Origin of the sequence: Serratia entomophila (genome assembly GCF_021462285.1) — a bacterium.
GTDB lineage: Bacteria > Pseudomonadota > Gammaproteobacteria > Enterobacterales > Enterobacteriaceae > Serratia > Serratia entomophila.
Genome location: NZ_CP082787.1, coordinates 2931765 through 2958727, shown reverse-complemented (window position 1 = coordinate 2958727; position 26963 = coordinate 2931765). Strand labels below are relative to the sequence as shown.

Below are 26963 nucleotides of genomic sequence, written 5' to 3'. Positions count from 1 at the left end.
ATTCCATTTTGGACTATATTTATAAGGTTATATTCCTTTATGCGGAAGGCTGCACTGTTAAAGTGCTGATATCAAAAAAGATAAACAACATACAGGGGTGTTTATGATCTTTTCCAAAGTTCGCCGTCAAATGCTGATGGGCGTGATGGCCGTAGCGTTGACCGCCGGTTTAAGCGCGCAAACCTATGCCGCCGACAACCTGCTGCAGCAGGTAAAACAGCGCGGCACTTTGATTGTCGGTCTGGAAGGCACTTATCCGCCGTTCAGCTTCCAGGGTGAAGACGGCAAGCTGGCCGGTTTCGAAGTGGATTTCGCCAATGCGCTGGCGCAGCACCTGGGCGTGAAGGCCAAGCTGAACCCGACCAAGTGGGACGGCATGCTGGCTTCGCTGGAATCCAAACGCATCGACGTGGTGATCAACCAGGTGACCATCTCCCCTGAGCGCCAGAAGAAATACGATTTCTCCACCCCTTACACCGTCTCCGGCATTCAGGCGCTGGTGAAGAAGGGCAATGAAGGCACCATCACCAAACCGGACGATCTGAAGGGCAAAAAGGTCGGCGTCGGTCTGGGCACCAACTACGAACAGTGGCTGCGCGACAACGTGCAGGGCGTAGACGTTCGCACTTATGACGATGACCCGACCAAATACCAGGATCTGCGCGTCGGCCGCATCAACGCCATTCTGGTCGACCGCCTGGCGGCATTGGATCTGGTGAAGAAAACCGGCGATACGCTGGCGGTTGCCGGCCCGGCGTTCTCTCGTCAGGAATCTGGCGTGGCGCTGCGCAAAAACAACCCTGAGCTGCTGGCCGCCATTGACCAGGCAATCGCCGAAATGCAAAAAGACGGTACGCTGGCGCAGATTTCCGAGAAATGGTTTGGCGCGGACGTAACTAAATAATGCACGAAAGTATTCAACTGGCGCTGGATTCAGCGCCATTTTTATTGAAGGGCGCGATACTCACGCTGCAGCTCAGCCTGGGCGGCATGGCGCTGGGCCTGCTGCTCGGTTTTCTGTTGGCGCTGATGCGCCTTTCGCCGTTATGGCCGCTGTCGTGGCTGTCGCGCATCTACGTCTCGCTGTTCCGCGGCACGCCGCTGATTGCGCAGCTGTTTATGATTTACTACGGCCTGCCGCAGTTCGGCATCGAATTTGACCCCTTCCCGGCGGCGCTGATTGGCCTGTCGCTCAATACCGCCGCCTACACGTCCGAAACGCTGCGCGCGGCGATCTCCTCGATTGAAAAAGGGCAGTGGGAAGCCGCCGCCAGCATCGGCATGACCCGCTGGCAAACGCTGCGCCGGGTGATCCTGCCGCAGGCTGCGCGCACCGCCTTGCCGCCGTTGGGCAACAGCTTTATCGGCCTGGTGAAAGACACCTCGCTGGCGGCCACCATCCAGGTACCGGAACTGTTCCGCCAGGCGCAGCTGATCACCTCGCGCACGCTGGAGGTGTTCACCATGTATCTGGCGGCATCGCTGATTTACTGGGTGATGGCGACCCTGCTTTCCGCGCTGCAAAACCGCCTGGAAAACCACGTTAACCGCCAGGATCAGGAGTAACGCATGAGTGCCATCGAAGTTAAACAGTTGACCAAGCAGTTCAAAGGTCAGACGGTGCTGCATGGGATCGATCTGGAGGTGGCCGCCGGTGAGGTAGTGGCGATTATCGGGCCGAGCGGATCGGGAAAAACCACCTTGCTGCGTTGCATCAACCTGCTGGAGGAGCCGGATTCCGGCACCATTCGCGTCGGCGATATCCTGATCGACGGGGCCAAGCCTTTAAGCAAGCAGAAGAAACTGGTGCGCGCGCTGCGTCAGCAGGTGGGCTTCGTGTTCCAGAACTTCAACCTGTTCCCGCACCGTTCGGTGCTGGAGAACATCATCGAGGGGCCGGTGTTCGTCAAGGGCGAGGCCAGGGCCGGCGCCGAGCAGCGCGCGCGCGCCCTGCTGGCCAAGGTTGGGCTGAACGGCAAGGAGCAGGCTTATCCGCGGCGCCTTTCCGGCGGGCAACAGCAGCGGGTGGCTATTGCCCGCGCGCTGGCGATGCAACCGGAAGTGATCCTGTTCGATGAGCCGACTTCGGCGCTCGATCCCGAGCTGGTGGGCGAAGTGCTCAACACCATCCGTTCGCTGGCGGAAGAAAAACGCACCATGGTGATCGTCACTCACGAGATGAGCTTCGCCCGTGACGTGGCCGACCGCGCCATCTTTATGGATCACGGCCGCATCGTAGAGCAGGGCCCGGCCAAAGCGCTGTTCGCCAACCCGCAACACCAGCGCACCAAGCAGTTCCTCGACAAGTTTTTGAATCAGTAAGTGGTACGGGCCGAAGACGAATATGTTCGGCCCGTAGCCAATCCTCCCCGCTCCCATTCTTTCTCTACAGCCGCGCGGCTGCGGAGATGCAAATAAAAAGGGCGCAGTTCAATTTGAACTGCGCCCTCAGGCGATTGACTACAACGATCAGCCGATGGTCATCAGGCTGGCGTTACCGCCGGCCGCGGCGGTATTGACGCTCAGCGAGCGTTCGATCAGCAGGCGTTCCAACAGGATATTGGTTTCGCCGTGGGCGAAGCCCTGCACCGAGACGATAGCGCCGCTGCGTTGGGCAATCTGTTCGCACAGGGTGCGCAGCTGGTCGGCGTCGCCGTGGTAGATAGCGGCGTCGAACTCCACCTTGTCCTGCTGCCAGTCTTTGCAGAAGGCGATGCGCGCCTGAACCTCGGCCGGCAGGCGGCGATACAGGTTGCGCTGCAGTTCGGCTTCCGGCCACAGCACGCTGCTGCCGACCGCCAGCACCGCCGCCAGTTGGATCAGAGCGTCGGCCTCGTTATCCGCCAGGCAGAGCACGCGTTCACGCGGCAGCAGGGCGTAGGTGTTGCGCTCGCCGGTCGGGCCCGGCAGCGGGCGCACGGTGCCGCCCTGGCCGAGTTCCGCATAGCGCTGCGCCAGCTGAGCCAGATCGCTCTGCTTTTTCGCTACCGCCCACTGCTCCAGCGCCTGATGGGCGTTGAGCAGCAGCGGCCGCGCGGTGGCTTCCAGCGGGCGTTCTTCATCCTGACGGTTCAGGGTGCGTTGCACCGCATCGTCCGGGCGGTTGGCCAGCAGGCGATACAGATACAGCGGGCCGCCGGCTTTCGGGCCGGTGCCCGACAGGCCTTCGCCGCCGAACGGCTGCACGCCGACTACCGCGCCAACCATGTTGCGGTTGACATACAGGTTGCCGACCCTGGCGCGATCGGTCACCCGGGCGATGGTTTCATCGATACGGGTGTGAATGCCCAGCGTCAGGCCGTAACCGGCGGCGTTGATCTGATCGACCAAGCCTTCCAGGTTGGCGCGCTGGAAGCGAACCACGTGCAGCACCGGCCCGAAGATCTCTTTTTGCAATTCGTCGAAGCTGTCCAGTTCGATCAGCGTTGGCTTGATAAAGGTGCCGCGCGCCCACTCTTTCTCGTCCTGCCCGTTGCCCTTGGCCGCCTGATACACCTTGCGGCCTTTGGCGCGCATCGCCTGGATATGGCGCTCGATGCCGGTTTTGGCTTCGGCGTCGATCACCGGCCCGATGTCGGTAGACAGGCGTTCCGGGTTGCCCATGCGGCATTCGGCCATGGCGCCGCGCAGCATCTGCAGCGTGTGCTCGGCCACGTCTTCCTGAATGCACAGGATGCGCAGTGCGGAGCAGCGTTGGCCGGCGCTGTCGAAGGCGGAGGCCACCACGTCGGTCACCACCTGTTCGGTCAATGCGGAAGAGTCGACGATCATCGCGTTCAGGCCGCCGGTTTCGGCGATCAGCGGCGTTGGGCGGCCCTGCGGATCCAGGCGACCGGCGATGCTGCGTTGCAGGATGCCGGCGACGTCGGTGGAGCCGGTAAACATCACGCCGCGCACGCGGGCGTCGTTGACCAGCACCGAGCCGACGGTTTCACCCTGGCCCGGCAGCAGCTGCAGCACGCCCTGAGGAATGCCGGCTTCCAGCAGAATGCGCACCGCCTGCGCGGCCACCAACGGGGTTTGCTCCGCCGGCTTGGCCAGCACGCTGTTGCCTGCCGCCAGCGCGGCGGCGATTTGGCCGGTAAAGATCGCCAGCGGGAAGTTCCACGGGCTGATGCAGACTACCGGGCCCAGCGGGCGGTGGCTGTCGTTGGCGAAGTCGTCGCGCACCTGGCCGGCGTAGTAGTGCAGGAAGTCCACCGCTTCGCGCACCTCGGCGATGGCGTTGTTGAAGGTTTTGCCCGCTTCGCGCACCAGAATGCCCAGCAGGCTCTGCAGCTGGCTCTCCATCAGTTCGGCGGCGCGTTCGAGGATCGCGGCGCGCTCCGAAGGCGGGGTGGCGAACCAGATTGGGCCGGCGGCGGCGGCGGCGTCGAGCGCACGGCTCACTTCGCCCTCGGTGGCTTCACGCACGTAACCGACCACATCGCCCGGTTCGGCGGGGTTGATCACCGGCTGTTCCACGCCCTGATCCAGCTCGGCGTCGATGATGGGTTCTGCGCGCCACGGGTGGCTGGCGCTGGTCAGCAGGGCGCTGGACAACGATGCCAGGCGCTGTTCGTTCGACAGGTCCAGGCCGCTGGAGTTGGCGCGTTTTTCGCCGTACAGCTCGCGCGGCAGCGGGATGCGCGGATGCGGCAGGCCAATCTGGCCTTCGCTGGCCGCCATCGCTTCCACGGCGCTGACCGGATCGGCCACCAGTTCGTCGAGCGGCAGGGTGGCGTCGGCGATGCGGTTGACGAACGAGGTGTTGGCGCCATTTTCCAGCAGGCGGCGCACCAGGTAGGCCAGCAGCGTTTCATGGGTGCCGACCGGCGCATAGATGCGGCACGGACGGTTCAGTTTACCGTCGGCCACTTTGCCCACCACCTGTTCGTACAGCGGTTCGCCCATGCCGTGCAGGCACTGGAATTCATATTGGCCTGGGTAGTAGTTGTTGCCCGCCAGATGATAGATGGCGCTCAGGGTATGGGCGTTATGGGTGGCGAACTGCGGGTAGATCAGATTCGGCACCGCCAGCAGCTTGCGGGCGCAGGCCAGATAGGAGACGTCGGTATACACCTTGCGGGTATAAACCGGGTAGCCTTCCAGGCCGTCCATTTGGGCGCGTTTGATTTCGCTGTCCCAGTAAGCGCCTTTCACCAGACGGATCATCAGGCGGCGGCGGCTGCGCTGCGCCATGTCGATCACCGCGTCGATGGCGAACGGGCAACGTTTTTGGTAGGCCTGGATCACGAAGCCGATGCCGTTCCAGCCGGCCAACTGCGGTTCAAAGCACAGCTTCTCCAGCAGATCGAGCGAGATCTCCAGACGGTCGGCTTCTTCGGCGTCGATATTGATGCCGATGTCATACTGGCGCGCCTGCAGGGTCAGCGACAGCAGGCGCGGGTACAGTTCTTCCATCACGCGTTCGTACTGCGCGCGGCTGTAGCGCGGGTGCAGCGCCGACAGCTTGATGGAAATGCCCGGGCCTTCATAGATGCCGCGGCCGTTGGAGGCTTTGCCGATGGCGTGGATCGCCTGCTGGTAAGAGACCAGGTAGGCCTGTGCGTCGGCTTCGGTCAGTGCGGCTTCACCCAGCATGTCGTAAGAGTAGCGGAAGCCTTTGTCTTCCAGCTTGCGCGCGTTGGCCAGCGCTTCGGCGATGGTTTCGCCGGTGACGAACTGTTCGCCCATCAGGCGCATCGCCATATCCACGCCTTTGCGGATCAGCGGTTCGCCGCTCTTGCCGATGATGCGGTTCAGCGAGCGCGACAGGTTGGCTTCGTTGTGGGTCGACACCAGTTTACCGGTAAACAGCAGGCCCCAGGTGGCGGCGTTGACGAACAGCGACGGGCTGCGGCCCAGATGGGAGTGCCAGTTGCCGTTGCTGATTTTGTCGCGGATCAACGCGTCGCGGGTCGGTTTGTCCGGAATGCGCAGCAGCGCTTCCGCCAGACACATCAATGCCACGCCTTCCTGTGAGGAGAGCGAGAACTCCTGCAGCAGGCCTTGCACCATGCCGGCGCGGCCGTTGGCGCTTTTTTGGTTCCGCAGCTTCTCGGCGATGCCGTAGGCCATTTTATGCGTGGCTTGTGCAAGATCGGCGGGTAATCGCGCCTGTTCGAGCAACATCGGCACCGCTTCGGTCTCCGGGCGGCGGTAGGCGGCGGTGATGGCGGCGCGGGTCACCGACTGCGGCAGAATTTGTTCTGCAAAATCGAGGAAAGGCTGGTGTGACTCTTCCTGCGCTTGCGGCATAATGTCGTCCGCTTCGGCCTGGCCGGCGGCGGCCAGCGCTGGGATTTCAGGAATATCGGAACCGCTCTCGAGACGCTCGAGGTAATTAAAGATGGCCTGCTTGATGAGCCAGTGCGGCGTGCGATCGATGCGCTGCGCCGCGCTTTTGATTCGGTCGCGTGTTGCCTCGTCGAGTTTCACGCCCATTGTGGTAGTGCCCATGCCAATCCAACTCCTGTGTTAAGAACCTATCCCATCAGGCTAGCTGAACGGCAGGCTGGATAAGCCTGTTGGGATAGGTTCGTGAGATATGTGGTGTGAAGAATGCCGACAATATCCAGCATGTTGCAACTTTGTGCAACCTTGTTAAATCAGGTCGATGGGCGAACTGTGATTCCCATCGATTTTTTAATCCTGACGGCAGGTGCGGATGCTGCTGCAACAACCAAAATGAGGAGGAACCAGTAAGACGGTGGCGGTTTTCCTTGTGTTAAATAAGGATAATCGTGGGGTGTAACTCATTTTATCTGTCATGAGTGCAACCCTGAAGCGGGCTAAATGTGACGCAGGGTAAACTTTGTGTAACTTTGTTGTTAAATATCTTGTTGGGCAATGAAAGGCTCATCTAGGATAGCCGGCGGTGAACAATTCCGGGCAGAAACTATTTTACCTGCACTATCTCTGCGGTCTCGCTACGTTCCGGCGGACCGGCAAGTGAAATGCATCGCATGCCCGGCCTCTGATTTTCGGCTAACGGCGGTAATAAGAGGTTGGGTGGAGCGCGAATAATAATGAAAGTGGAGAATTAAATGACAATGAGCACACCTATGCTGGTGACCTTCCTGGTGTACATTTTCGGGATGGTGCTGATCGGCCTGCTTGCCTATCGGGCAACCAATAACTTCGACGACTACATTCTTGGCGGCCGCAGCCTGGGCAGCGTGGTTACCGCGCTTTCCGCCGGCGCTTCCGACATGAGCGGCTGGCTGCTGATGGGCCTGCCGGGCGCCATCTTCCTGTCCGGCATTTCCGAAAGCTGGATCGCCATCGGCCTGACCATCGGCGCCTACCTGAACTGGAAGCTGGTGGCGGGGCGGTTGCGCGTGCATACCGAAGCGAACAACAACGCCCTGACGCTGCCGGACTACTTCACCAGCCGTTTTGAAGACAACAGCAAGCTGCTGCGGGTGATCTCGGCCATCGTCATTCTGGTATTCTTCACTATTTACTGCGCCTCCGGCATCGTCGCCGGCGCCCGCCTGTTCGAAAGCACCTTCGGCATGAGCTATGAAACCGCGCTGTGGGCCGGTGCGGCGGCGACCATTCTGTACACCTTCATCGGCGGGTTCCTGGCGGTCAGCTGGACCGACACCGTGCAGGCCAGCCTGATGATCTTCGCGCTGATCCTGACGCCGGTGATCGTGATTTTCGCCGTTGGCGGCATCGATACCTCGATGCTGGTGATCGAGGCGAAAAACCCGGCCAACCTCGATATGCTGAAAGGGCTGAACTTCGTCGCCATCCTGTCGCTGTTGGGCTGGGGCCTGGGCTACTTCGGTCAGCCGCACATCCTGGCGCGTTTCATGGCGGCGGATTCCCACCGCACCATCCGCAGCGCACGCCGCATCAGCATGACCTGGATGATCCTGTGCCTGGCGGGCACCATCGCCGTCGGCTTCTTCGGCATCGCCTACTTCGCCAATAACCCGGATCAGGCGGGCAACGTATCGCAAAACGGCGAGCGGGTGTTTATCGAGCTGGCGATGCTGCTGTTCAACCCATGGGTGGCGGGCATCCTGCTGTCGGCGATCCTGGCGGCGGTGATGAGTACCCTGAGCTGCCAGCTGCTGGTCTGTTCCAGCGCAATTACCGAAGACCTGTACAAGGCGTTCCTGCGCAAAGGCGCCAGCCAGCGTGAGCTGGTGTGGGTCGGCCGCATCATGGTGCTGGTGGTGGCGCTGATCGCCATCGCGCTGGCGGCCAATCCGGAAAACCGCGTGCTGGGGCTGGTGAGCTACGCCTGGGCCGGTTTCGGCGCCGCCTTCGGCCCGGTGGTGTTGATCTCGGTGATGTGGCAGCGCATGACCCGCAACGGCGCGCTGGCCGGCATGCTGGTCGGCGCGGCGACGGTGATCGTCTGGAAGCAGTACGCCTGGCTGGATCTGTATGAAATCATCCCTGGCTTCCTGTTCGGCTGCATCGCCATCGTGGTGGTTAGCCTGATGGGCCGCCAGCCTTCTGCCACCATGACCGAGCGTTTCGATCGGGCGGAAGCCGAGTTCAAAACCGTTTAATCTCTTCCTCCCACGGGTTATCAAGGGCGCTTAAGGCGCCCTTTGTTATTGTTAGCGCCGCTATTTTCGCTAAAAACCCTGAAACAACTGGCGACATTTGATTAGAAAAAATCACTCTTGGCGCTCTTGTATTTCTGCGCGGCAGAATGATAATCACTATCGTTGTGTTTTACTTTTCTTTACATTAGCGCTGCGGCCATTTCCGGGCCCGCAGGCTCGCGGCGGATGCCTTTTCAGGGGTTATTATCTATGTTCGTTCCCTTCCTTATCATGTTTCGTGAGGGCCTGGAGGCCGCACTGATTGTCAGCCTGATCGCCAGCTACCTGAAACGCACCCAGCGCGGCCAGTGGCTGGGCGTTGTTTGGATCGGGGTGATCGCTGCCGCCGCTCTGTGCCTGGCGTTGGGCATCTTCATCAACGAAACCACCGGTGAATTCCCGCAGAAGCAGCAGGAGCTGTTCGAAGGTATCGTCGCGGTCATCGCGGTATTTATCCTCACCTATATGGTGTTCTGGATGCGCAAGGTTTCCAGATCGGTCAAGGTGCATCTGGAGGGCGCCATCGATCACGCGCTCAATTCCGGGCAGGGCCAGGGTTGGGCGCTGGTGGCGATGGTGTTTTTCGCCGTGGCGCGCGAAGGGTTGGAGTCGGTGTTCTTCCTGTTGGCGGCCTTTCAGCAGGACGTGGGGATTGAAGCGCCGATCGGCGCCGTTCTCGGACTGGTGGCCGCTATCGTGCTCGGCATGATGATTTACTGGGGCGGCGTGAAGCTGCACCTGGCCAAATTCTTCAAATGGACCAGCCTGTTTATTCTGTTTGTCGCCGCCGGCCTGGCCGCCGGTGCGATCCGCGCCTTCCACGAGGCGGGGCTGTGGAACCACTTCCAGGATATCGCCTTTGATTTCAGCAACACCCTGTCTACCCACTCGCTGTTCGGCACCTTGCTGGAGGGCATCTTCGGCTACCAGGAAGCGCCGACGGTAAGCGAAGTGGCGGTTTATTTCCTGTATCTGATCCCGGCGCTGATTTTCTTTTTCCTGCCGCAGCGCACGGCGCCGGTAACGGCTCCGGCGCAACGTAAAATCAATCATTAATTTTAATAGGGAATCTCGTATGTCTACTCCGTTATTCCGCCGCAAGGCGTTACACGCAGCGTTACTGGCTATCCCGGCGTTCGCGCTGAGCATCGACGCCCTGGCGGCGGACGTGCCGCAGGTCAAGATTACCGTGAACGACAAACAGTGCGAGCCGATGCAGCTGACGGTGCCGGCCGGCAAAACCCAGTTTGTGGTGCACAACACCAGCCAGAAAAACGTCGAGTGGGAAATCCTGAAAGGGGTGATGGTGGTGGAAGAGCGTGAGAATATCGCGCCGGGCTTTACCCAGAAAATGACCGCCAATCTGGAAGCGGGTGACTACGACATGACCTGCGGGCTGCTGAGCAACCCGAAAGGCAAGCTGACGGTGACCGCCGCGGCCGGCGCTGCCGACGGCAAGCCTAACGCGCTGGATCTGGTCGGCCCAATCGCCGAATACAAAGTCTACGTCACCAAAGAAGTGGAAGGGCTGGTGAAGCAGACCAAACTGTTCACCGATGCGGTGAAGGCCGGCAATGTGGCCGAAGCGCGCAAGCTGTATGCCCCGACGCGCCAGCACTATGAACGCATCGAACCTATCGCCGAGCTGTTCTCCGATCTCGACGGCAGCATTGACGCCCGTGAAGACGATTACGAGAAGAAGGCGCAAGATCCTAACTTCACCGGCTTCCACCGCCTGGAGAAAGCGCTGTTCGCCGACAACACCGCCAAAGACATGGGCAAATACGCCGATCGCCTGTACAACGACACCGTCGAACTGCAAAAACGCGTGGCCGATCTGACCTTCCCGCCCAGCAAGGTGGTCGGCGGCGCGGCCGGTCTGATCGAAGAAGTGGCGGCCAGCAAGATCAGCGGTGAAGAAGATCGCTACAGCCGCACCGATCTGTGGGACTTCCAGGCCAACGTCGACGGCGCGCAGAAAATCGTCAACCTGCTGCGCCCGCTGTTGATGAAGGCCAACAAGCCGCTGCTGGACAAGATCGACGCCAACTTCAAAACCGTGGATACCATCCTGGCGAAATACAAAACCAAAGACGGCTACGCGTCTTACGAGAAACTGACCGACGCCGATCGCACCGCGCTGAAAGGGCCGGTCACCACCCTGGCGGAAGATTTGTCACAACTGCGCGGCGTATTGGGTCTGGACTGAGGCAACGAGCTATGAGCGACAAGATCGGCCCGGATAACGGGCCGCATCCGCAGCAACAGGGCGCGGCTTCGCCGTCGCGCCGGCGTTTGCTGCAAGGATTGGGGCTGGGGGCGCTGGCGCTGGGCGGCACACGTCTGGCGCGGGCGGCGGATAAACCGGCGGAGGCGCTGGCGAACGCGCAGGACGAACGCTGGCAAAAGCAGCCGTTTTACGGCCGCCACCAGGCCGGCGTGCTGACCCCGCAGCAGGCGGCGATGATGCTGGTCGCCTTCGACGTGCTGGCCACCGACAAGCAGGAGCTGGAGCGCCTGTTCCGGTTGCTGACCGACCGCATCGCGTTCCTTACCCGCGGCGGCAAAGCGCCGGAGGTCGATCCCAAGCTGCCGCCGCTCGATTCGGGCATCATGGGGCCGGAGATTTACCCGGACAACCTGACCGTCACCGTTTCGGTCGGCAGTTCGCTGTTTGACGAGCGCTTCGGCCTGCAGGCGCAAAAACCGCTGCGGCTGCAAAGAATGACCCGTTTTCCCAACGATTCGCTGGACGCCAGCCTGTGCCATGGCGATCTGGTGCTGCAGATCTGCGCCAACACCAACGAGACGGTGATCCACGCGCTGCGCGACATCATCAAGCACTCGCCGGATCTGCTCAGCGTGCGCTGGAAGCGGGAAGGGTTCATTTCCGCCCACTCCGCGCGCAGCAAGGGCAAAGAAACGCCGATCAATCTGCTGGGTTTCAAAGACGGCACCGGCAACCCGAAAACCGACGACAAACCGCTGATGGACCGCGTGGTCTGGGTTGGCGACAGCGCCGGTGAGCCGGCCTGGGCGGTGGGGGGCAGCTATCAGGCGGCGCGCATCATTCGCTTCCACGTCGAGTTTTGGGATCGCACGCCGCTGCAGGAGCAGCAGACCATTTTCGGCCGCGAGAAACACAGCGGCGCGCCGCTGGGTATGCAGCACGAGCACGACGAGCCGGACTACGACAAGGATCCCGAAGGCAAGGTGATCCCGATGGACGCGCACATTCGCCTCGCCAACCCGCGCACGGCGGAAAGCCAAAGCAATCTGCTGTTGCGCCGCGGCTACAGCTATTCCATCGGCGTGTCGAACTCCGGCCAGCTGGAAATGGGGCTGCTGTTCGTCTGTTACCAGGCCGATTTGGAAAAGGGTTTTCTGACGGTGCAAAAGCGGCTGAACGGCGAGGCGCTTGAGGAATACATCAAACCGATAGGCGGCGGCTATTTCTTCGTGCTGCCGGGCGTCAAAGACAGCCAGGATTATCTGGCCAGCGGCCTGCTTAAGGCGTAATCGGCGCGGCAAGGCGGGATTTCCCGCCTTATTCCTTTTGGCCCGAACGGGCGTGACAAAAAAACTTACCCTTTTGCTCGTAATATTTTCAATTGACTGTTAAAAGTATTAACATTCCGTTGATTTTGTTCCAAACGGTTCATGTTTCAGCACTTTTAATGGCATTCTCCCGATGAAAAGCACCTCTAAAACGACGTTGGCGGCCACCGCCATAGTTATTCCCGCGTTCTTGCCCGGCGCGTACGCTTTCGCGCAGGGCGACGATGGCGAGCAGAGCCTGGTGGTCAGCGCCAAGCGCAGCGGCCTGTCCGAACTGACCACCCCGGCGGCGGTCAGCGTGGTCGACGGCGATCAAATTCGCGCGGCCAAACCGCAAATCAACCTGTCGGAAAGCCTGGGCAGCGTGCCCGGCCTGCAGGTGCAAAACCGCCAAAACTATGCGCAGGATCTGCAGCTTTCGGTGCGCGGCTTCGGCGCGCGCTCGATGTACGGCGTGCGCGGCGTGCGCATTTACGTCGACGGCATTCCCGCCACCATGCCGGACGGGCAGGGGCAAACGTCGAATATCGATCTGAACTCGGTAGATAAAGTCGAAGTGCTGCGCGGGCCGTTTTCCGCGCTGTACGGCAACGCGTCGGGCGGCATGGTGAACGTGATCACCGAAACCGGCCGGCAGCCCAATCGCATCGAAGCGGGCAGCTATTTTGGCAGCTACGGCAGCTGGCGCTACGGCGTTAAGGCCACCGGCGCGACCGGCGACGGCAGCCAGGCGGGGGACGTCAACTACAGCGTTTCGGCCACCCGTTTCACCACCCAGGGCTTTCGCGACCACAGCGGCGCGCAAAAAAATCTCGGCAACGCCAAGCTGGGCGTGCGCATCGATGACGTCAGCACGCTGACGCTGCTGTTCAACAGCGTGGATATTCACGCCAACGATCCCGGTGGGCTGACCGCCGCCGAGTGGCATGACAATCCGCGCCAGGCACCGCGCGCCGATCAATATAACACCCGCAAAAGCACGTCGCAGACCCAGGCCGGGCTGCACTATCAGCGGCAAATGGGGGCCAATGACGACCTGAGCGTGATGATGTATGCCGGTGAGCGTGAAACCACCCAGTATCAGTCCATCCCGGTGGCGCCTCAGCTCAATCCGAAACACCCCGGCGGGGTTATCGATCTGACGCGGCATTATCAGGGGATCGATACCCGCTGGACGCATCGCGGCGATTTGGCGGCGGTGCCCTATACCCTGACCGGCGGGCTGGATTATGAAACCATGACCGAGCAACGCAAGGGTTATGAAAACTTTACCCGGTCCGGCGGCGTGACCGAACTGGGCACCCAGGGGGCGCTGCGTCGCAACGAACGCAACCTGATGTGGAGCCTGGATCCTTACCTGCAGAGCTCATGGCAGCTGACGCCGCGCCTGACGCTGGATGCCGGGGTGCGCTTCAGCAGCGTCAACTTTGATTCCAACGACCATTACGTCACCGCCGGTAACGGCGACGACAGCGGCAATGCCCGCTATCATCGCTGGCTGCCGGCTGGCTCACTCAACTACGCGATCGATAAAGGCTGGAATGTTTATCTCTCCGCCGGCCGTGGCTTTGAAACGCCGACCATCAACGAGCTGTCTTACCGCCCGGGCAACCAGAGCGGGCTTAACTTCGGCCTGCAGCCCGCCACCAGCGACACGGTGGAGCTGGGCAGCAAAACCCGCATCGGCAACGGCCTGCTGACCGCGGCGGTATTCCAGACCGACACGCAGAATGAAATCGTCGTGGACGAAAGCAGCAACGGGCGCACCAGCTACAAAAACGCCGGCCAAACCCGCCGGCGCGGCCTGGAGCTGGCGCTGGATCAACAGTTCGCCTACGACTGGAAGCTGCAGCTGGCCTGGACCCTGCTTGACGCCCGCTACCGCGACGACGTCTGCGGCGACAGCCAGTGCAGCGCGGCCAATGCCGTGCCGTCCGGCAACCGCATGCCGGGCATCGCCCGCAATATGGGCTACGCCTCGCTGGCCTGGGCGCCGCCGGAAGGGTGGTACGCCGGCGCCGAGGTGCGCTACATGAGCGATATCGAGGTGAACGACAGCAATACCGGGCAGGCGCCGGCCTATACCACCGTTGGCCTCAACACCGGCTATCGCTATCCGGTAGGCAACTGGATGCTCAACCTGTTTGGCCGCGTCGATAACCTGTTCGACCGCAGCTATGTGGGGTCGGTTATCGTTAATGAAGGCAACGGCCGTTATTACGAACCTGCGCCGGGCCGCAATTGGGGCGGCGGGGTCAGCCTGTCTTATAGCTTCGAGTAAAGATCAGGGAACCCGCAACCGCAGGTTCCCCCATTTTTTCTGACGTTGAATGCAAAAGTTTGGGCTGAAACGCAGATTTTAAACTGTCTAAAATTTAATCGGAAACCGGAATGTCATTCGGCGTTTTTAATCATAACTATTTGATCTGACAGTGGGAGAAAATTTTGCTGGAATGGCGTAACCGGCGTGATATAGTGTTCCTGCGTTGGTTGAAAACAAAAAATATTAAATTTTTTTACATTTTAGCAACGCTGCAGGTTTGAATGTCATTATACTGTAATCATCTGGCGGTAGTTTTCACAAGGTGCACAGCGGAAGCTGTAAATAACACTGCGGGGATCGCTAATGGTAAAGTCCTTGGTTGGGCTGGAAAGAAAAAATAACATACCTTCCCTGATTTCTCGTTGTAACGAGGGTTCTCTCTCCGACTCTCTTTTACCGGCAACTCCGCACTCTTATCGTCACCAACGCCTGTCACGTTTTACTCCACTTTTAATTACACAACCTGCGTTATCCCGTGAAAAAACGGCGCATCAAATTGCCGCCGCTTATTCACCCCGTCCATTGGCTTTTATTGGCTCCGAAGGAGGCCAAAACCTAATACGTGTGTGAAACATAATCGCACGGCCCGGCCGCTGCGGTAGGTGAAACAAACTGTAAGGTGCCACTATGGGAAGACAGAAAGCAGTGATCAAAGCACGTCGTGAAGCGAAACGCGTTATTCGTCGTGACGCTCGTAGTCATCGCCAGCTTGAAGAAGAGTCCGTGACCTCGCTGGTACAAATGGGGGGTGTTGAGTCTATCGGCATGGCGCGAGACAAGCGCGATAGCTCACCCATCGAGGCTAGAACCGAAGCTCAGGGTCATTACTTATCAGCCATAGATAATAAACAGTTAATATTTGCCACCGGCGAAGCCGGCTGCGGTAAAACATTCATCAGCGCCGCCAAAGCGGCGGAAGCACTTATACATAAAGAGGTGGACCGGATTATTGTTACCCGTCCGGTTCTGCAGGCGGATGAAGATCTCGGCTTCTTGCCGGGGGATATATCTGAGAAATTCGCCCCTTATTTCCGCCCGGTGTATGACATTCTGGTGCGCCGTTTAGGATCGTCCTTTATGCAATACTGCCTGCGGCCGGAAATCGGCAAGGTAGAGATCGCGCCTTTCGCCTATATGCGCGGGCGCACCTTCGAGAATGCGGTCGTTATCCTGGACGAAGCCCAGAACGTGACCGCCAGCCAGATGAAAATGTTCCTGACCCGTTTGGGTGAGAACGTCACGGTAATCGTCAATGGTGACGTAACCCAATGCGATTTGCCGCGCGGTGTGAAATCAGGCCTCAGCGATGCGTTGGAACGCTTCGAAGAGGACGAAATGATCGGCGTTATCCGCTTCGATAAACAGGACTGCGTGCGCTCCGCCCTGTGCCAGCGCACCCTCAACGCTTACAGTTAACCTACCCGCTAATGAAAAGGCCGCTGCGGCGGCCTTTTTTATCCCGCCGCCAAACGCCCATCCGTTTAGCCCCAGTGTAAATTATTGTGGTTTTTTGTATAGATTTTCGTTGGGTTAACGTTAATGATTAGTAGGTTCCAGATTGGCGTGAAGAATAATGCTACCGCCAAAGGACATTCTGGGGTGTGCGCCATACGGGCGCATGGAATGTTGGGTTCCTTGATGCGATTCAATCATGAAATATATTATTCTGATTTTATTTATCTTGTGCGTTGTCTATGTCCATTACCGCGGCCGGGTGCGTTACAACGTCTGGCGGCAACTTTCCGATCATTCCACGTTTACCGCGCCGCTGAACGTTTTTATGTACCTGTTTTCGCGCGCACCTACCACGCCGTATTTGCAGCCGGAGCAGTTTCCTGAATTGACGGTACTGCGGGAAAACTGGCAAACCATTCGCGATGAAGGGCAAAAGCTGATGGAGATCCAGCAGATCAAGGCGTCGGACCAATTCAACGACGCCGGGTTCAATTCGTTCTTCAAGACCGGCTGGAAGCGTTTCTATTTGAAATGGTACGAAGACGGCCATCCATCGGCCATGACCCTGTGCCCGCAAACCACCGCGTTGCTGCGCAGCCTGCCTTCGGTCAAGGCGGCGATGTTTGCTGAATTGCCGGACGGCAGCCGACTGCCGCGCCACCGCGATCCTTATGCCGGCTCGCTGCGCTACCATTTGGGCCTGATTACGCCGAACGACGATCGCTGCTTTATTGAGGTGGACGGCGAACGTTACAGCTGGCGCGACGGTGAAGGGGTCATGTTTGATGAAACCTATCTGCATTACGCGGAGAACCAGAGCGGCCAAAACCGCTTGATCTTGTTCTGTGACATCGAGCGACCGATGCGTTACCGCTGGGCGCAGGCGGTCAACCACTGGCTGGGGCGCAATCTGATGAGCGCCGCCACTGCGCCGAACGAAGAGGGCGACCGCGTCGGCGGTGTCAATAAGCTGTTCAAGTATATTTATGCGATACGCAAGGTAGGCAAGCGGCTGAAAGCGTGGAATCGCACCGGCTATTACATCATTAAATGGATTTTGTTTGGCGGGATAGCGGCGGCGATTTTCTTCGCGGTCTGATGCTGAAAGGGGCGCCATACAAGGCGCCCCTTTTTGATCAGCTGAAAATCGTCATCATATAGGCGGCGAACAGCGCCAGATGGGCGGTGCCGTTCAGCACGTTGGTGCGCCCGGTGGAGAACGACAGCTGGCACAGCAGCAGCACCGTCAACATCACCACGATATGCGGCGTCTGCAGGCCGAAAATCAGCGTTTGGCCGGTCAGGGTGGCTATGATGGTGACCGCCGGTACCGTCAGGGAGATAGTCGCCAGTACCGAACCGAAGAACAGGTTCATGGCGCGTTGCACCTGATTGTTCAATACCGCGCGCAGCGCGCCCAAACCTTCCGGCGACAGGATCAGCAAGGCGACCAGGAAACCGGTGAACTGCGCGGGGGCGTTAACCTTGGTCAGCAGGCCTTCCAGCGGGTTGGCGTTGAACTTGGTCACCGCGATAACGGCGATCAGATGCACGACCAGCCAGGCGGCATGCCAGGCGCTGCTGTGCGAAGAAGGTTTGCCATGGTGCGGGTCGCCGTCGTCGTCTTCATGTTCGTACACGAACAGGCTCTGGTGGGTTTTGGTCTGGATCACCAGGAACACGCCGTACATCGCGGCGGAGATCAACGCGACCAGCAGCGCCTGCCCGGTGCTGAAGTTGCCGCCCGGCAAGGCGCTCGGGAACACCAGCACTATCACCGCCAGCGGGAAGATCGCCATCAGGTATTGCTTGATGCCGCCCAGATTGACGTACTGGGTGGCGAACTTGCGGCCGCCGAGCAGCAGGGCAACGCCCACCAGGCCGGCGCTGACGATCATGATGATGGAATACAGCGTATCGCGCATCAAGGCCGGAGCGGCGTCGCCGGTGGCCATCAGCGCCGAGATCAGGCTGACCTCGAGGATAACCACCGACAGGCTGAGGATCAGCGAGCCGTAGGGTTCGCCCAGGCGGTGCGCCAGCACGTCGGCATGACGCACTACGCTGAAGGCGCTGCTGAGAATACCCACCAGCGCGATGATATTAATGCCTACGATCAGCGGAAAGTTACTGGTGTTGCCCCATAGATTCAGCACGACCAGTGCGGCAATGGGAAAAATCAGGGAGTATTCAGTGTGGCGGGATTTGGATCGGCCAGGATCATGTTGCGACTTCATGGTTGTGGTTACTCCTTCTCAAACAGCGTGGTCCCGTCATCGCCGGCTGCCGGGCAACGGCAACTCTGCGTATCCAGTAGTATTTTATAATAGGATACACCCGCAGCCTTGATGTGATGTTGTTTTTTACTGAGAAAGCAATTGCCTGCTTTATGTGATCAGGGTAACAAAAAAACCGCAGGGGATGCGGTTTTATTTACTTACTTTTACGCAATAAAAGGATTTTTTGGCATTAATGCTGCAAAAACCTGTGTTTACTTGCTTATTATATGGTTAATCAGGGAAAAATTATCTTTATCCGTCAATATTGTCCATGATTTCATGACGCGTATTGTGATAACCCTCTTCATTTAGCCCTTCACGCCAGTAAGGCACCGCATAAAGATGATTACGGTCGCATTGGCGTTCGCGGCGCAGGTAGCGGCGCAGTTCCACCACCAGGCGATCTTCACCCGCCAGCCAGAAATGCGTTTCCGCCTGCGGCAGGGCCTGCGCGCGGAACCGGGCGATCAGTTCGTCGGTTTTCTCCGTGCCGCCGATGATCCAGCTCAGCGCGAAGCCAGCGGGTTTTTTCAGATCGATAACGTCAGCGGAGCTGTCAACGCGAACAAAGGCGTGGCCTTCGCTGTTTGCCGGCAGGCCTTCCAGCAGGGCGGCCACCGCCGGCAGCGAAGAGGGGTCACCGGCCAGGCAGTAGAACTTCGCCTCAGGCAGCATCGGTTTGGGGCCGCCGGGATTGCTGATGCCGATTTTGTCGCCGGCCTGGGCGTTGCGGGCAAAATTGACCGCCGGGCCGCTGTGGTCGTGCAGGGCGAATTCGATGTCGACTTCTTCCTGTTCCGGACGCACGGCGCGGATAGAGTAGGTGCGCACGATCGGGCGCACCGCATCGGCGGCCCAGCGCGGGCCGTTCTCGGTCAGAGTCGGCAGGTCTGGCCGCTCCTGGCCTGCCTGCGGTAAAAACACTTTGATATGCGCGGCGGCGGCGTTGGCCGGGTAATAGCGCAGGTCGGGCGCAGTAAAGGTAATGCGGCGCAGGTGCGGCGTAATGTCTTGAATGGCGCTGACGGCAATCAGGTAGGGGGCGCGTGAGCGAGGGGCTTCGGTAGTCACGGGGATCTCCTTATGTTCGTTTGCCGCGAGTATAGCATGTCGTTTGATAATGAGAATCGTTTGCTAATTGAGGCCGGAGGCGACATCGCCTAAACTTAAGGTTCACTCAACATCAACGGGAGGAAAGTGATGCCGTACAACAGCAAAAGCGCCTTGCCGGACAATGTGAAAAACGTGCTGCCGGAACACGCACAGGAAATCTATAAGGAAGCCTTTAACAGCGCCTGGCAAGAGTATGCGGATCCGGACGAGCGGCGCGATGACGCCAGCCGTGAAGAAACGGCGCACAAAGTCGCCTGGGCGGCGGTCAAGCACAGCTATCGCAAAGGCGACGACGATCGCTGGCACAAAAAGTAGTTTTTCTTCCCCCGGCGCGCTCATGCGCCGGTTAAAAATGCCTACCCGCCACAGCAATTAATATTATTGCTGCTCAGTACAAATACTTTTTCACTTTAAAGCCCGTTTGAAACTTGATTGCGCATCGAGAAAAGAATAATGTCTTTCTTATTAGGAATGGCTATTGAATTAATAAAATTCTGTACCAATAAATAAAATTGCAAAGGCTCAGGTAGTGGCAGGGAACATGAGAAATCGTATTCCCGGGAGGATGTAAAGGTGTTAACGCGAGATTTTCTGCAAAAAGCAGACTGCAAAACGGCATTCGGCGCCATTGAGGAGTCGCTGTTACTGACGCCAGAGCAGCGTTCCGCCTCGTTGGATTGCACATTATCGCGCCGTCCGGGCAACAGCCCGGTGTGGATCTTCGGCTACGGCTCGCTGATGTGGAATCCGGTATTTGAATCTGAAGAAGTGCGGCCCGCCACGCTGCAAGGGTGGCACCGGGCGTTCTGCATGCGCCTGACCGCTGGGCGCGGCACATTGCGCCAGCCGGGGCGCATGTTGGCGCTGAAGGAGGGGGGCCAGACAACCGGATTGGCGTTTCGTCTGCCGGAAGACAAGCTGCGTGAAGAGCTGGAGCTGTTGTGGAAGCGTGAGATGGTGACCGGCTGTTATCTGCCGACCTGGTGCGACCTGCAGCTGGACGACGGCGAGGTGGTTAGCGCGCTGGTGTTCGTAATGAACCCGCAGCACCCGCTGTTTGAAGAGGATACCAGCCACCAGGTGATCGCGCCGCTGATCGCCAGCGCCAGCGGCCCGTTGGGCACTAACGCCCAATACCTGTTCGCGTTGGACGACGAACTGAAGCACCACGGCATGCAGGACGACTGCATTGGCGATTTGGTCAATTACGTGCGGCAATGGCTGCAGCAAAACACCGCTGGGCCGATTGGCGGTGAAGCGACCGCCTGAACGCCCGCTGCCAACAGACGCTCAACAGGCCCAGCATGCTGGGCCTGTTTCGTTTATATATCTAATGCCTATATTTAATAACTTAATTCTGTATCAGTATTTAAACCTTATTTTTATAGTGGATATCTATCTCGCTAATTTTAAAGCCATTGGGTAATTATCAGTCGGGTAAACAGTTAATTCACCCAGGTGGAAAATTCGCTTAGCACTAAAATGCATAAGTAAAGGTTATTTCTTATTTGTTCCGACCGCTTTGACTCCGTATCAATGTTGCTAACAATGAGTGGCAGAAAGGGGACGGGGATGAACTTTCAACAATTAAAAATTATTCGAGAATCGGCGCGCTGCAACTACAACCTCACCGAGGTTGCCAACACCTTATTTACTTCGCAGTCGGGCGTCAGCCGGCATATTCGCGAGCTGGAAGAAGAGCTGGGCATCGAGATATTTATCCGTCGCGGCAAACGGCTATTGGGCATGACTGAACCCGGTAAAGAACTGCTGGTGGTGGCGGAGCGCATTCTTAACGACGCTAATAACATCCGTCGCCTGGCGGACGTGTTCAGCAGCAATGACTCGGGCCAGCTGCATATCGCCACCACCCATACGCAGGCGCGCTATAGCCTGCCGGGGGTGATCAAGGAGTTCCGCGCGCTGTATCCGCGGGTGCGGGTGGTGCTGAACCAGGGCAGCCCGGAGGAAATCGTCTCCATGCTCGCTTCCGGCGAAGCGGATATCGGCATCGCCAGCGAAAGACTGATGAGCGACGAATCGCTGGCGGCGTTTCCTTACTACCGCTGGCATCACACCATCCTGGTGCCGGAAGGGCACGAGCTGACGCGCCAGCCGCAGGTAACGCTGGAAATGCTCAGCACGCTGCCGCTGATCACCTATCGGCAGGGTATTACCGGGCGTTCGAAGCTGGACGCCGCCTTCAAGGCCGCCGGGCTGACGCCGGACATCGCGCTCAGCGCGCAGGATTCCGACGTGATTAAAACCTACGTTGAGCTGGGGCTGGGGGTCGGCGTTTTGGCCGATATGTCCTACGAGAAGGATCGCGATCGCGGGCTGGTCAGCCTCAATGCCGAGCATCTGTTCGAACCCAACACCGTGTGGCTGGGGCTGAAACGCAGCCAGTTACAGCGTAACTATGCCTGGCGGTTTATCCAGCTGTGCAACCCAACGCTGTCGCTGACCGAAATCAAGGATAAGGTATTCTCTTCCCAATTGGATGCGGTGATCGACTACCAAATCTAGCCTCCGCACGGCAGGGTTTGCCTGCCGTTCGCCCCTCCTCATGTGCAGCTAATAATCAAAATCCCATCCATATACGCAAAAAGAATATCTATAGTTATTTAAGTACCTTCGCCTGCCGATCGCACTCACATACACTCGCGAAAATACTATAAATTCCATCCGCTTGGAGAGTTTCTGATGAAAGCGTTCGTCCCTTCGTTGCTGTTTTTAACCCTGGCGGCCAGCCTTAACGCGCAGGCGGCTACGCCGGCCAACACCCTGGTGATTGCCCAATCTATCGATGACGTGGTCAGCTTTGACCCGGCGCAGGGGTTTGAGCTCACCACGGTGCAGTCGTTTAACAGCCTGTATCAACGCCTGATTCAGTCGGATCCGCAAAACCCGATCGACCTCAAGCCGACGTTGGCCGCCAGCTGGCAGGCCGGCAGCGACAACCGCAGCCTGACCTTCAGCCTGCGGCCGGACGCCAGGTTCGCCAGCGGCAATCCGCTGCGGCCGGAAGACGTGATTTTCTCGCTGTCGCGAGTGGTGAAGCTGAACCTGGAGCCGTCGTTTATCCTCACGCAGTTGGGATGGAACGCTAAAAACGTCGACCAGTTCCTGACCAAGGTAGACGACCATCGGGTGAAGGTGAGCTGGAGCGAGAACGTCAGCCCGGCCTTCGTTCTCAGCCTGCTGTCGGCGCCGGTGTCGTCGATTGTCGACGCCAAAGAAGCGCTGGCGCACCAGCAGGGGGACGACTTCGGTCACCAGTGGCTGAACAGCCACTCCGCCGGCAGCGGCCCCTACAAGATCCGCACCTATGTCCCGCATGAAGCGGTGGTGCTGGAGGCCAACCCAGGTTCGCCGGAAGGGGCGCCGACGCTGAAAACCATTTTGATCAAGAACGTGCCGGATCCGGCCGCGCGCCGTCTGCTGATCGAGCAGGGTGACGCCGACATCGCGCGCAATCTGGGGGCCGATCAGATGGCGGCGCTGAAAGGCAAGCCGGGGGTAAAACCGCTGGCTATCCCGTACGCCTCGCTGTATTACCTGCAGTTCAACGCCAAAGCTTCGCCGGCGCTCGGCAACCCGGCGTTCTGGGAGGCGGCGCGTTGGCTGTTCGATTACCAGGGCATCGCCGACGATCTGCTGAAAGGCCAATTCCAGAGCCATCAGGCATTTCTGCCGGAGGGGTATCTCGGCGCGCTGAAAGACCAGCCTTACAGCTTCAATCCGCAGAAAGCCAAACAGATCCTGGCCAAGGCCGGGTTGAGCAACGTCAGCTTCCGGCTGGACGTAAACAACCAGCCGCCGTATCTGGACATCGCCCAGGCGCTGCAGGCCAGTTTCGCCCAGGGCGGGGTGAAGGTGGAGCTGGTGCCGGGCATCAGTTCGCAGGTGTCGACCAAGGTCAAGACCCTCAACTACGACGCCACTCTGACCTCCTGGGGGCCGGACTACTTCGATCCCAACACCAACGCCGCGGCCTTTGCCTATAACCCTGAAGACGGCAGCAAAACGCTGGCCTGGCGCGCCAACTGGCAAATCCCGGCGCTGAGCAAGCTGACGCTGGCCGCCACCGCCGAAAACGATCCGGCCAAGCGGGCGGCGGACTATCTGCAGCTGCAGAAAGAGGTGCAGCGCAGCTCGCCGTTTGTCATCGGCCTGCAGGCGCGCAGCCTGATTGCGGTGCGCGATAACCTCAAAGGCTATGAGCAGGGCATTAACCCGGACATGGTGTTCTACAGCAAGGTCAGCAAGTAATGGCCTTCGCGTCTTCATCCTTCGCCGGGGTAGCCCGGCGTTGGGGCGGCAGGCTGTTCGGCGGCGCGCTTTCGCTGGCATTGACGTTGCTGGGCCTGCTGCTGTTCACCTTTATGCTCTCGCATCTGGCACCTATAGATCCGGCGCTGCAGGTGGCCGGCGATCACGCCAGCGAAGCCACCTATGCTCAGGTGCGCCACGATTTGGGGCTGGATCAGCCGCTGCCGGTGCAGTTCTGGCGCTATCTGGTGCATCTGGCGCACGGCGATATGGGCATTTCGCGCATTACCGCCCAGCCGGTGCTGAGCGATCTGCTGCGCACCTTCCCGGCGACGGTCGAGCTGGCGACCTGCGCGATTATTCTCGGCGCCTTCGGCGGCATTACGCTGGCGTTTCTGGCGGTGCTCAAGCCGGGCAGCTGGCTGGACAACGCGGCGCGGCTGCTGTCGTTGATCGGCTATTCGGTGCCGATCTTCTGGCTCAGCCTGCTGGGGCTGCTGCTGTTTTACGCCACGCTGCACTGGTCGGCGGGGCCGGGGCGGTTGGACGATATTTATTTGTACAGCATCGAACCGCGCAGCGGTTTTGTGCTGATCGACAGCTGGCTGTCCGGCGATCGCGACATGTTCTACAACGCCATCAGCCATCTGTGGCTGCCGGTGGTGGCGCTGGCGCTGTTGTCGATGGCGGGCATCACCCGGCTGCTGCGTGCGGCGATGTTGGAGGAGTGCAACAAGGAGTACGTGACGCTGGCGCGCTCCAAGGGGGCGGGCCGCCTGCGCATTCTGCTGCGCCACGTGTTTCCCAACGTGCTCGGCACGCTGATCACCGTGCTGTCGCTTTCCTATGCCAGCCTGCTGGAGGGCGCCGTATTGACCGAAACGGTGTTCGCCTGGCCGGGCGTTGGGCGCTATCTGACTTCGGCACTGTTTGCCGCCGATACGCCGGCTATTCTTGGCGCGACCTTGTTGATCGGCAGCTGTTTCGTGCTGCTTAACGCGCTGGCCGATGCCCTGACCTATTTAGTGGACCCGCGAACCCGATGAGCCAATATCTTTCCGAGCATGAACCCCAGAGCGAACCGAGCGTCGGCGGCCGTTTGACCACGCTGACGCTGGGCGCGGCGCTGGTGGCCATCCTGATCCTCACCGCGCTGCTGGCCCCCTGGCTGGCGCCTTTCGATCCCAACCTGCAGCATATTGAGCTGCGCCTGCTGCCGCCTTCCGCCGAACACTGGCTGGGCACCGACGGCTTCGGCCGCGATTTGCTGTCGCGGGTGATTTATGGCGCGCGGCCGACGCTGATTCTGGTGTCGTTGATTTTGCTGCTGACCATTCCCATCGGTCTGCTGGTAGGCATCAGCGCCGGCTATCTGGGCGGCTGGGTGGAGCGAGTCCTGATGCGCCTGACCGATATCTTCTTGTCGCTGCCGAGCCTGGTGATTGCGCTGGCGTTTGTCGCGGTGCTTGGCCCCGGCCTAATGAACGGCGCGTTGGCGTTGGCCCTGACCAGTTGGCCGGCCTTCGCCCGCCAGTCGCGGGCGGAAACCCTGGCGCTGCGCCGCAGCGATTATCTGGCGGCGGCGCGCATGCAGGGCATCGGCGGTCTGCGGCTGATGGTTGGCCATATCCTGCCGCTGTGCTTGCCGAGCGCTGTGGTGCGCGCGGCATTAAGCCTGGGCGGCATCATCCTGTCCGCTGCGGGGCTGGGTTTTCTCGGCATGGGCGTACCGCCGCCAACCGCCGAATGGGGCTCGATGGTGGCCGAAGGCAGCAAAGTGATTTTCGACCAGTGGTGGGTCGCCGCCGCACCGGGTGGGGCGATCTTGTTCGCCAGCCTGGCCTTTAACCTGCTGGGCGATGGCCTGCGCGATAAAATGGATCCTCGTCATGGGCATTGAAAACCGGCTGTTGACCGTTGAACAACTCTCAATACGGCTACCGGCGCCGCAGCCGGTGGCGCTGGTGAAAAACATCTCCTTCAGCATGGGGCAGGAACGGCTGGCGCTGGTCGGCGAGTCCGGTTCCGGCAAGTCGCTGACGGCCAGGGCGTTGATGGGGCTGTTGCCGCCGCCGCTGCAGCTGCAGGCGCGGCGTTTGACGCTGGGTGACGCCGATCTGGCGCGGCTGAACGAACGCCAGTGGAGCCGGTTGCGCGGTGGCGACGTGGCGATGGTGATGCAGGATCCCAAGCATGCGCTCAACCCCAATCAGCCGATTGGCCGCCAGGTCGAGGAGCCGTTGGTGCTGCATACGCGGCTGAGCCGCGCCGAACGGCGCGAGAAGGTGCTGGACATGCTGGCGGCGGTGGGGCTGCCGGATCCGGCGGCGCTGAGCAAGCGCTATCCGCATCAGCTGTCCGGCGGCATGGGCCAGCGGGTGATGCTGGCGATCGCGCTGATTAACGATCCGCAGCTGCTGATTGCCGATGAACCGACCTCGGCGCTGGACCACCAGATGCGCGATCAGGTGTTGCAGCTGATTCAAAATTTGGTTGAGCAGCGCAATATGGGGCTGATCCTGATCAGCCACGATTTGCAGCAGGTGGCGCATCACTGCGAACGGGTGCTGGTGATGTACAAGGGCGAGCTGCTGGATCAGCTGCCGGCGGGCCAACTGGCGCAGGCGACCCACCCTTATACCCGCACCCTGTGGTCGTGCCGGCCGAGCCGAGAGACCCGCGGCAAGCCGCTGCCGGTATTGGACCGCGCGCTGCTGGAGGCCTTGAAATGAGCGTCATTGCGCTGGAAAACCTGAGCGTCAGCCACCGCCAGGGTTACGAACTGCGCACCGTGGTGCACGACGTTAGCCTGCATATCGAACAGGGCGAATGTTTCGGGCTGGTCGGGCCGTCAGGCTGCGGCAAGTCATCGCTGCTGTGGGTGCTGGCCGGGCTGAACGGCAGCTGGCAGGGCAGGTTTGAGCTGCTGGGGCGGCAACTGCAACCGGGGCGGCCGTTCACCGGCGAACTGCGGCGCGAGGTGCAGATGGTGTTTCAGGACCCCTACGCCTCGCTGCATCCCAAACACCGTCTGCTGCGCACGTTGGCGGAGCCGCTGAAGCTGCTGAAGGAACGCGACATCGAGCGTAAAATCAGCGCTGGGTTCCGCCAGGTCGGCCTGGATCCGCGCCTGCTGGACCGTTACCCGCATCAGCTGTCCGGCGGCCAGCGCCAGCGCGTGGCGATTGTGCGCGCCTTGTTGCTGAAGCCGAAGCTGCTGCTGTTGGACGAGCCGACCTCGGCGCTGGATATGTCGGTACAGGCGGAGATCCTCAATCTGCTCAACGAGCTGAAGCAGGCGGGCGATCTGACCATGATCCTGGTCAGCCACGACGCGGACGTGATCGACCATATGTGCGATCGTTCGGTGGCGATGGCGCATGGCCGCATTCTGAGTTGAACCTGTTTCAC

At 59.8% G+C, this 26963-nt stretch carries 21 protein-coding genes; 18 read left to right on the top strand and 3 right to left on the bottom strand.

Annotated features, from left to right (window positions below; genetic code table 11):
* Positions 1 to 103 precede the first annotated feature (103 nt).
* From tcyJ to tcyN, 3 genes are read left to right on the top strand one after another with little or no spacing between them, the layout of a single operon-like run.
* On the top strand, positions 104 to 904 hold the full coding sequence (gene tcyJ, locus KHA73_RS14385; RefSeq protein WP_234585030.1) for a cystine ABC transporter substrate-binding protein: 801 nt from the start codon (positions 104 to 106) through the stop codon (positions 902 to 904).
* Positions 904 to 1566, top strand: a complete 663-nt coding sequence (gene tcyL / locus KHA73_RS14380; protein ID WP_234585029.1) for a cystine ABC transporter permease — start codon at positions 904 to 906, stop codon at positions 1564 to 1566. Before tcyJ ends, tcyL begins: the two co-directional genes overlap by 1 nt.
* 3 nt (positions 1567 to 1569) lie before the next feature.
* Positions 1570 to 2322 (top strand): L-cystine ABC transporter ATP-binding protein TcyN, encoded by a 753-nt coding sequence (gene tcyN / locus KHA73_RS14375; RefSeq protein WP_234585028.1) that lies wholly within the window; start codon positions 1570 to 1572, stop codon positions 2320 to 2322.
* Positions 2323 to 2469: 147 nt separating this feature from the next.
* On the opposite strand, the gene putA is transcribed toward tcyN, so the two are convergent.
* A complete protein-coding gene (gene putA / locus KHA73_RS14370; protein ID WP_234585027.1) occupies positions 2470 to 6441 on the bottom strand; it encodes a trifunctional transcriptional regulator/proline dehydrogenase/L-glutamate gamma-semialdehyde dehydrogenase in 3972 nt (1323 codons plus the stop codon).
* Between the two features lie 587 nt (positions 6442 to 7028).
* Here putA and putP point away from each other — a divergent pair.
* The 7 genes from putP (at position 7029) to lpxO (ending at position 16987) form a co-directional block, all read left to right on the top strand.
* The gene (gene putP, locus KHA73_RS14365) at positions 7029 to 8513 is read left to right on the top strand and encodes a sodium/proline symporter PutP (protein WP_234585026.1); all 1485 of its coding nucleotides are present in this window, start codon (positions 7029 to 7031) and stop codon (positions 8511 to 8513) included.
* Positions 8514 to 8762: 249 nt separating this feature from the next.
* A complete protein-coding gene (efeU, locus tag KHA73_RS14360) occupies positions 8763 to 9608 on the top strand; it encodes an iron uptake transporter permease EfeU (protein WP_234585025.1) in 846 nt (281 codons plus the stop codon).
* 19 nt (positions 9609 to 9627) lie between these two features.
* Positions 9628 to 10761, top strand: coding sequence for an iron uptake system protein EfeO (gene efeO, locus KHA73_RS14355; RefSeq protein WP_234585024.1), 1134 nt, complete (start codon positions 9628 to 9630; stop codon positions 10759 to 10761).
* Positions 10762 to 10772: 11 nt separating this feature from the next.
* On the top strand, positions 10773 to 12071 hold the full coding sequence (gene efeB, locus KHA73_RS14350; protein WP_234585023.1) for an iron uptake transporter deferrochelatase/peroxidase subunit: 1299 nt from the start codon (positions 10773 to 10775) through the stop codon (positions 12069 to 12071).
* 172 nt (positions 12072 to 12243) lie between these two features.
* A complete protein-coding gene (pqqU, locus tag KHA73_RS14345) occupies positions 12244 to 14391 on the top strand; it encodes a TonB-dependent receptor PqqU (RefSeq protein ID WP_234585022.1) in 2148 nt (715 codons plus the stop codon).
* Positions 14392 to 15060: 669 nt separating this feature from the next.
* A complete protein-coding gene (gene phoH / locus KHA73_RS14340) occupies positions 15061 to 15849 on the top strand; it encodes a phosphate starvation-inducible protein PhoH (protein ID WP_061794660.1) in 789 nt (262 codons plus the stop codon).
* 235 nt (positions 15850 to 16084) lie between these two features.
* Positions 16085 to 16987 carry a lipid A hydroxylase LpxO gene (gene lpxO, locus KHA73_RS14335; RefSeq protein ID WP_234585020.1) on the top strand — a complete coding sequence of 301 codons (903 nt, stop codon included), beginning with the start codon at positions 16085 to 16087 and terminating at the stop codon, positions 16985 to 16987.
* A gap of 37 nt (positions 16988 to 17024) precedes the next feature.
* Here lpxO and chaA read toward each other — a convergent pair whose 3' ends face one another.
* Together chaA and KHA73_RS14325 are read right to left on the bottom strand one after the other, a co-directional pair.
* Positions 17025 to 18125 carry a sodium-potassium/proton antiporter ChaA gene (chaA, locus tag KHA73_RS14330; RefSeq protein ID WP_234585018.1) on the bottom strand — a complete coding sequence of 367 codons (1101 nt, stop codon included), beginning with the start codon at positions 18123 to 18125 and terminating at the stop codon, positions 17025 to 17027.
* 294 nt (positions 18126 to 18419) lie between these two features.
* Positions 18420 to 19238, bottom strand: coding sequence for a siderophore-interacting protein (locus tag KHA73_RS14325; RefSeq protein ID WP_234585017.1), 819 nt, complete (start codon positions 19236 to 19238; stop codon positions 18420 to 18422).
* A gap of 129 nt (positions 19239 to 19367) precedes the next feature.
* Here KHA73_RS14325 and chaB point away from each other — a divergent pair, with 129 nt between their 5' ends.
* The 8 genes from chaB (at position 19368) to KHA73_RS14285 (ending at position 26952) form a co-directional block, all read left to right on the top strand.
* Positions 19368 to 19595: a putative cation transport regulator ChaB gene (gene chaB, locus KHA73_RS14320; RefSeq protein ID WP_234585016.1), complete on the top strand. Its 228-nt coding sequence runs from the start codon at positions 19368 to 19370 to the stop codon at positions 19593 to 19595.
* Positions 19596 to 19853: 258 nt separating this feature from the next.
* Positions 19854 to 20549, top strand: coding sequence for a gamma-glutamylcyclotransferase (locus KHA73_RS14315; RefSeq protein ID WP_234585015.1), 696 nt, complete (start codon positions 19854 to 19856; stop codon positions 20547 to 20549).
* Between the two features lie 303 nt (positions 20550 to 20852).
* The gene (gene cbl / locus KHA73_RS14310; RefSeq protein WP_234585014.1) at positions 20853 to 21806 is read left to right on the top strand and encodes an HTH-type transcriptional regulator Cbl; all 954 of its coding nucleotides are present in this window, start codon (positions 20853 to 20855) and stop codon (positions 21804 to 21806) included.
* Positions 21807 to 21983: 177 nt separating this feature from the next.
* Complete coding sequence (locus KHA73_RS14305) at positions 21984 to 23552, top strand: ABC transporter substrate-binding protein (protein WP_234585013.1); 1569 nt, start codon at positions 21984 to 21986, stop codon at positions 23550 to 23552.
* On the top strand, positions 23552 to 24598 hold the full coding sequence (locus KHA73_RS14300; RefSeq protein WP_234585012.1) for an ABC transporter permease: 1047 nt from the start codon (positions 23552 to 23554) through the stop codon (positions 24596 to 24598). Before KHA73_RS14305 ends, KHA73_RS14300 begins: the two co-directional genes overlap by 1 nt.
* Positions 24595 to 25452, top strand: coding sequence for an ABC transporter permease (locus KHA73_RS14295; protein WP_234585011.1), 858 nt, complete (start codon positions 24595 to 24597; stop codon positions 25450 to 25452). The genes KHA73_RS14300 and KHA73_RS14295 overlap by 4 nt, the downstream gene beginning before the upstream one ends.
* Positions 25442 to 26284: an ABC transporter ATP-binding protein gene (locus KHA73_RS14290; protein ID WP_234585010.1), complete on the top strand. Its 843-nt coding sequence runs from the start codon at positions 25442 to 25444 to the stop codon at positions 26282 to 26284. The genes KHA73_RS14295 and KHA73_RS14290 overlap by 11 nt, the downstream gene beginning before the upstream one ends.
* On the top strand, positions 26281 to 26952 hold the full coding sequence (locus KHA73_RS14285) for an ABC transporter ATP-binding protein (RefSeq protein ID WP_234585009.1): 672 nt from the start codon (positions 26281 to 26283) through the stop codon (positions 26950 to 26952). Before KHA73_RS14290 ends, KHA73_RS14285 begins: the two co-directional genes overlap by 4 nt.
* Positions 26953 to 26963 lie beyond the last annotated feature (11 nt).

Bases quoted from the DNA above. Each gene is read 5' to 3' on its own strand.
- chaA (WP_234585018.1), bottom strand. From the start codon at position 18,125: ATGAAGTCGCAACATGATCCTGGCCGATCCAAATCCCGCCACACTGAA.
- efeB (WP_234585023.1), top strand. From the start codon at position 10,773: ATGAGCGACAAGATCGGCCCGGATAACGGGCCGCATCCGCAGCAACAG.
- efeO (WP_234585024.1), top strand. From the start codon at position 9,628: ATGTCTACTCCGTTATTCCGCCGCAAGGCGTTACACGCAGCGTTACTG.
- KHA73_RS14285 (WP_234585009.1), top strand. From the start codon at position 26,281: ATGAGCGTCATTGCGCTGGAAAACCTGAGCGTCAGCCACCGCCAGGGT.
- KHA73_RS14295 (WP_234585011.1), top strand. From the start codon at position 24,595: ATGAGCCAATATCTTTCCGAGCATGAACCCCAGAGCGAACCGAGCGTC.
- lpxO (WP_234585020.1), top strand. From the start codon at position 16,085: ATGAAATATATTATTCTGATTTTATTTATCTTGTGCGTTGTCTATGTC.
- pqqU (WP_234585022.1), top strand. From the start codon at position 12,244: ATGAAAAGCACCTCTAAAACGACGTTGGCGGCCACCGCCATAGTTATT.
- tcyJ (WP_234585030.1), top strand. From the start codon at position 104: ATGATCTTTTCCAAAGTTCGCCGTCAAATGCTGATGGGCGTGATGGCC.
- tcyL (WP_234585029.1), top strand. From the start codon at position 904: ATGCACGAAAGTATTCAACTGGCGCTGGATTCAGCGCCATTTTTATTG.
- KHA73_RS14290 (WP_234585010.1), top strand. From the start codon at position 25,442: ATGGGCATTGAAAACCGGCTGTTGACCGTTGAACAACTCTCAATACGG.
- putA (WP_234585027.1), bottom strand. From the start codon at position 6,441: ATGGGCACTACCACAATGGGCGTGAAACTCGACGAGGCAACACGCGAC.
- efeU (WP_234585025.1), top strand. From the start codon at position 8,763: ATGTTCGTTCCCTTCCTTATCATGTTTCGTGAGGGCCTGGAGGCCGCA.
- KHA73_RS14305 (WP_234585013.1), top strand. From the start codon at position 21,984: ATGAAAGCGTTCGTCCCTTCGTTGCTGTTTTTAACCCTGGCGGCCAGC.
- phoH (WP_061794660.1), top strand. From the start codon at position 15,061: ATGGGAAGACAGAAAGCAGTGATCAAAGCACGTCGTGAAGCGAAACGC.
- cbl (WP_234585014.1), top strand. From the start codon at position 20,853: ATGAACTTTCAACAATTAAAAATTATTCGAGAATCGGCGCGCTGCAAC.
- putP (WP_234585026.1), top strand. From the start codon at position 7,029: ATGACAATGAGCACACCTATGCTGGTGACCTTCCTGGTGTACATTTTC.
- tcyN (WP_234585028.1), top strand. From the start codon at position 1,570: ATGAGTGCCATCGAAGTTAAACAGTTGACCAAGCAGTTCAAAGGTCAG.
- chaB (WP_234585016.1), top strand. From the start codon at position 19,368: ATGCCGTACAACAGCAAAAGCGCCTTGCCGGACAATGTGAAAAACGTG.
- KHA73_RS14300 (WP_234585012.1), top strand. From the start codon at position 23,552: ATGGCCTTCGCGTCTTCATCCTTCGCCGGGGTAGCCCGGCGTTGGGGC.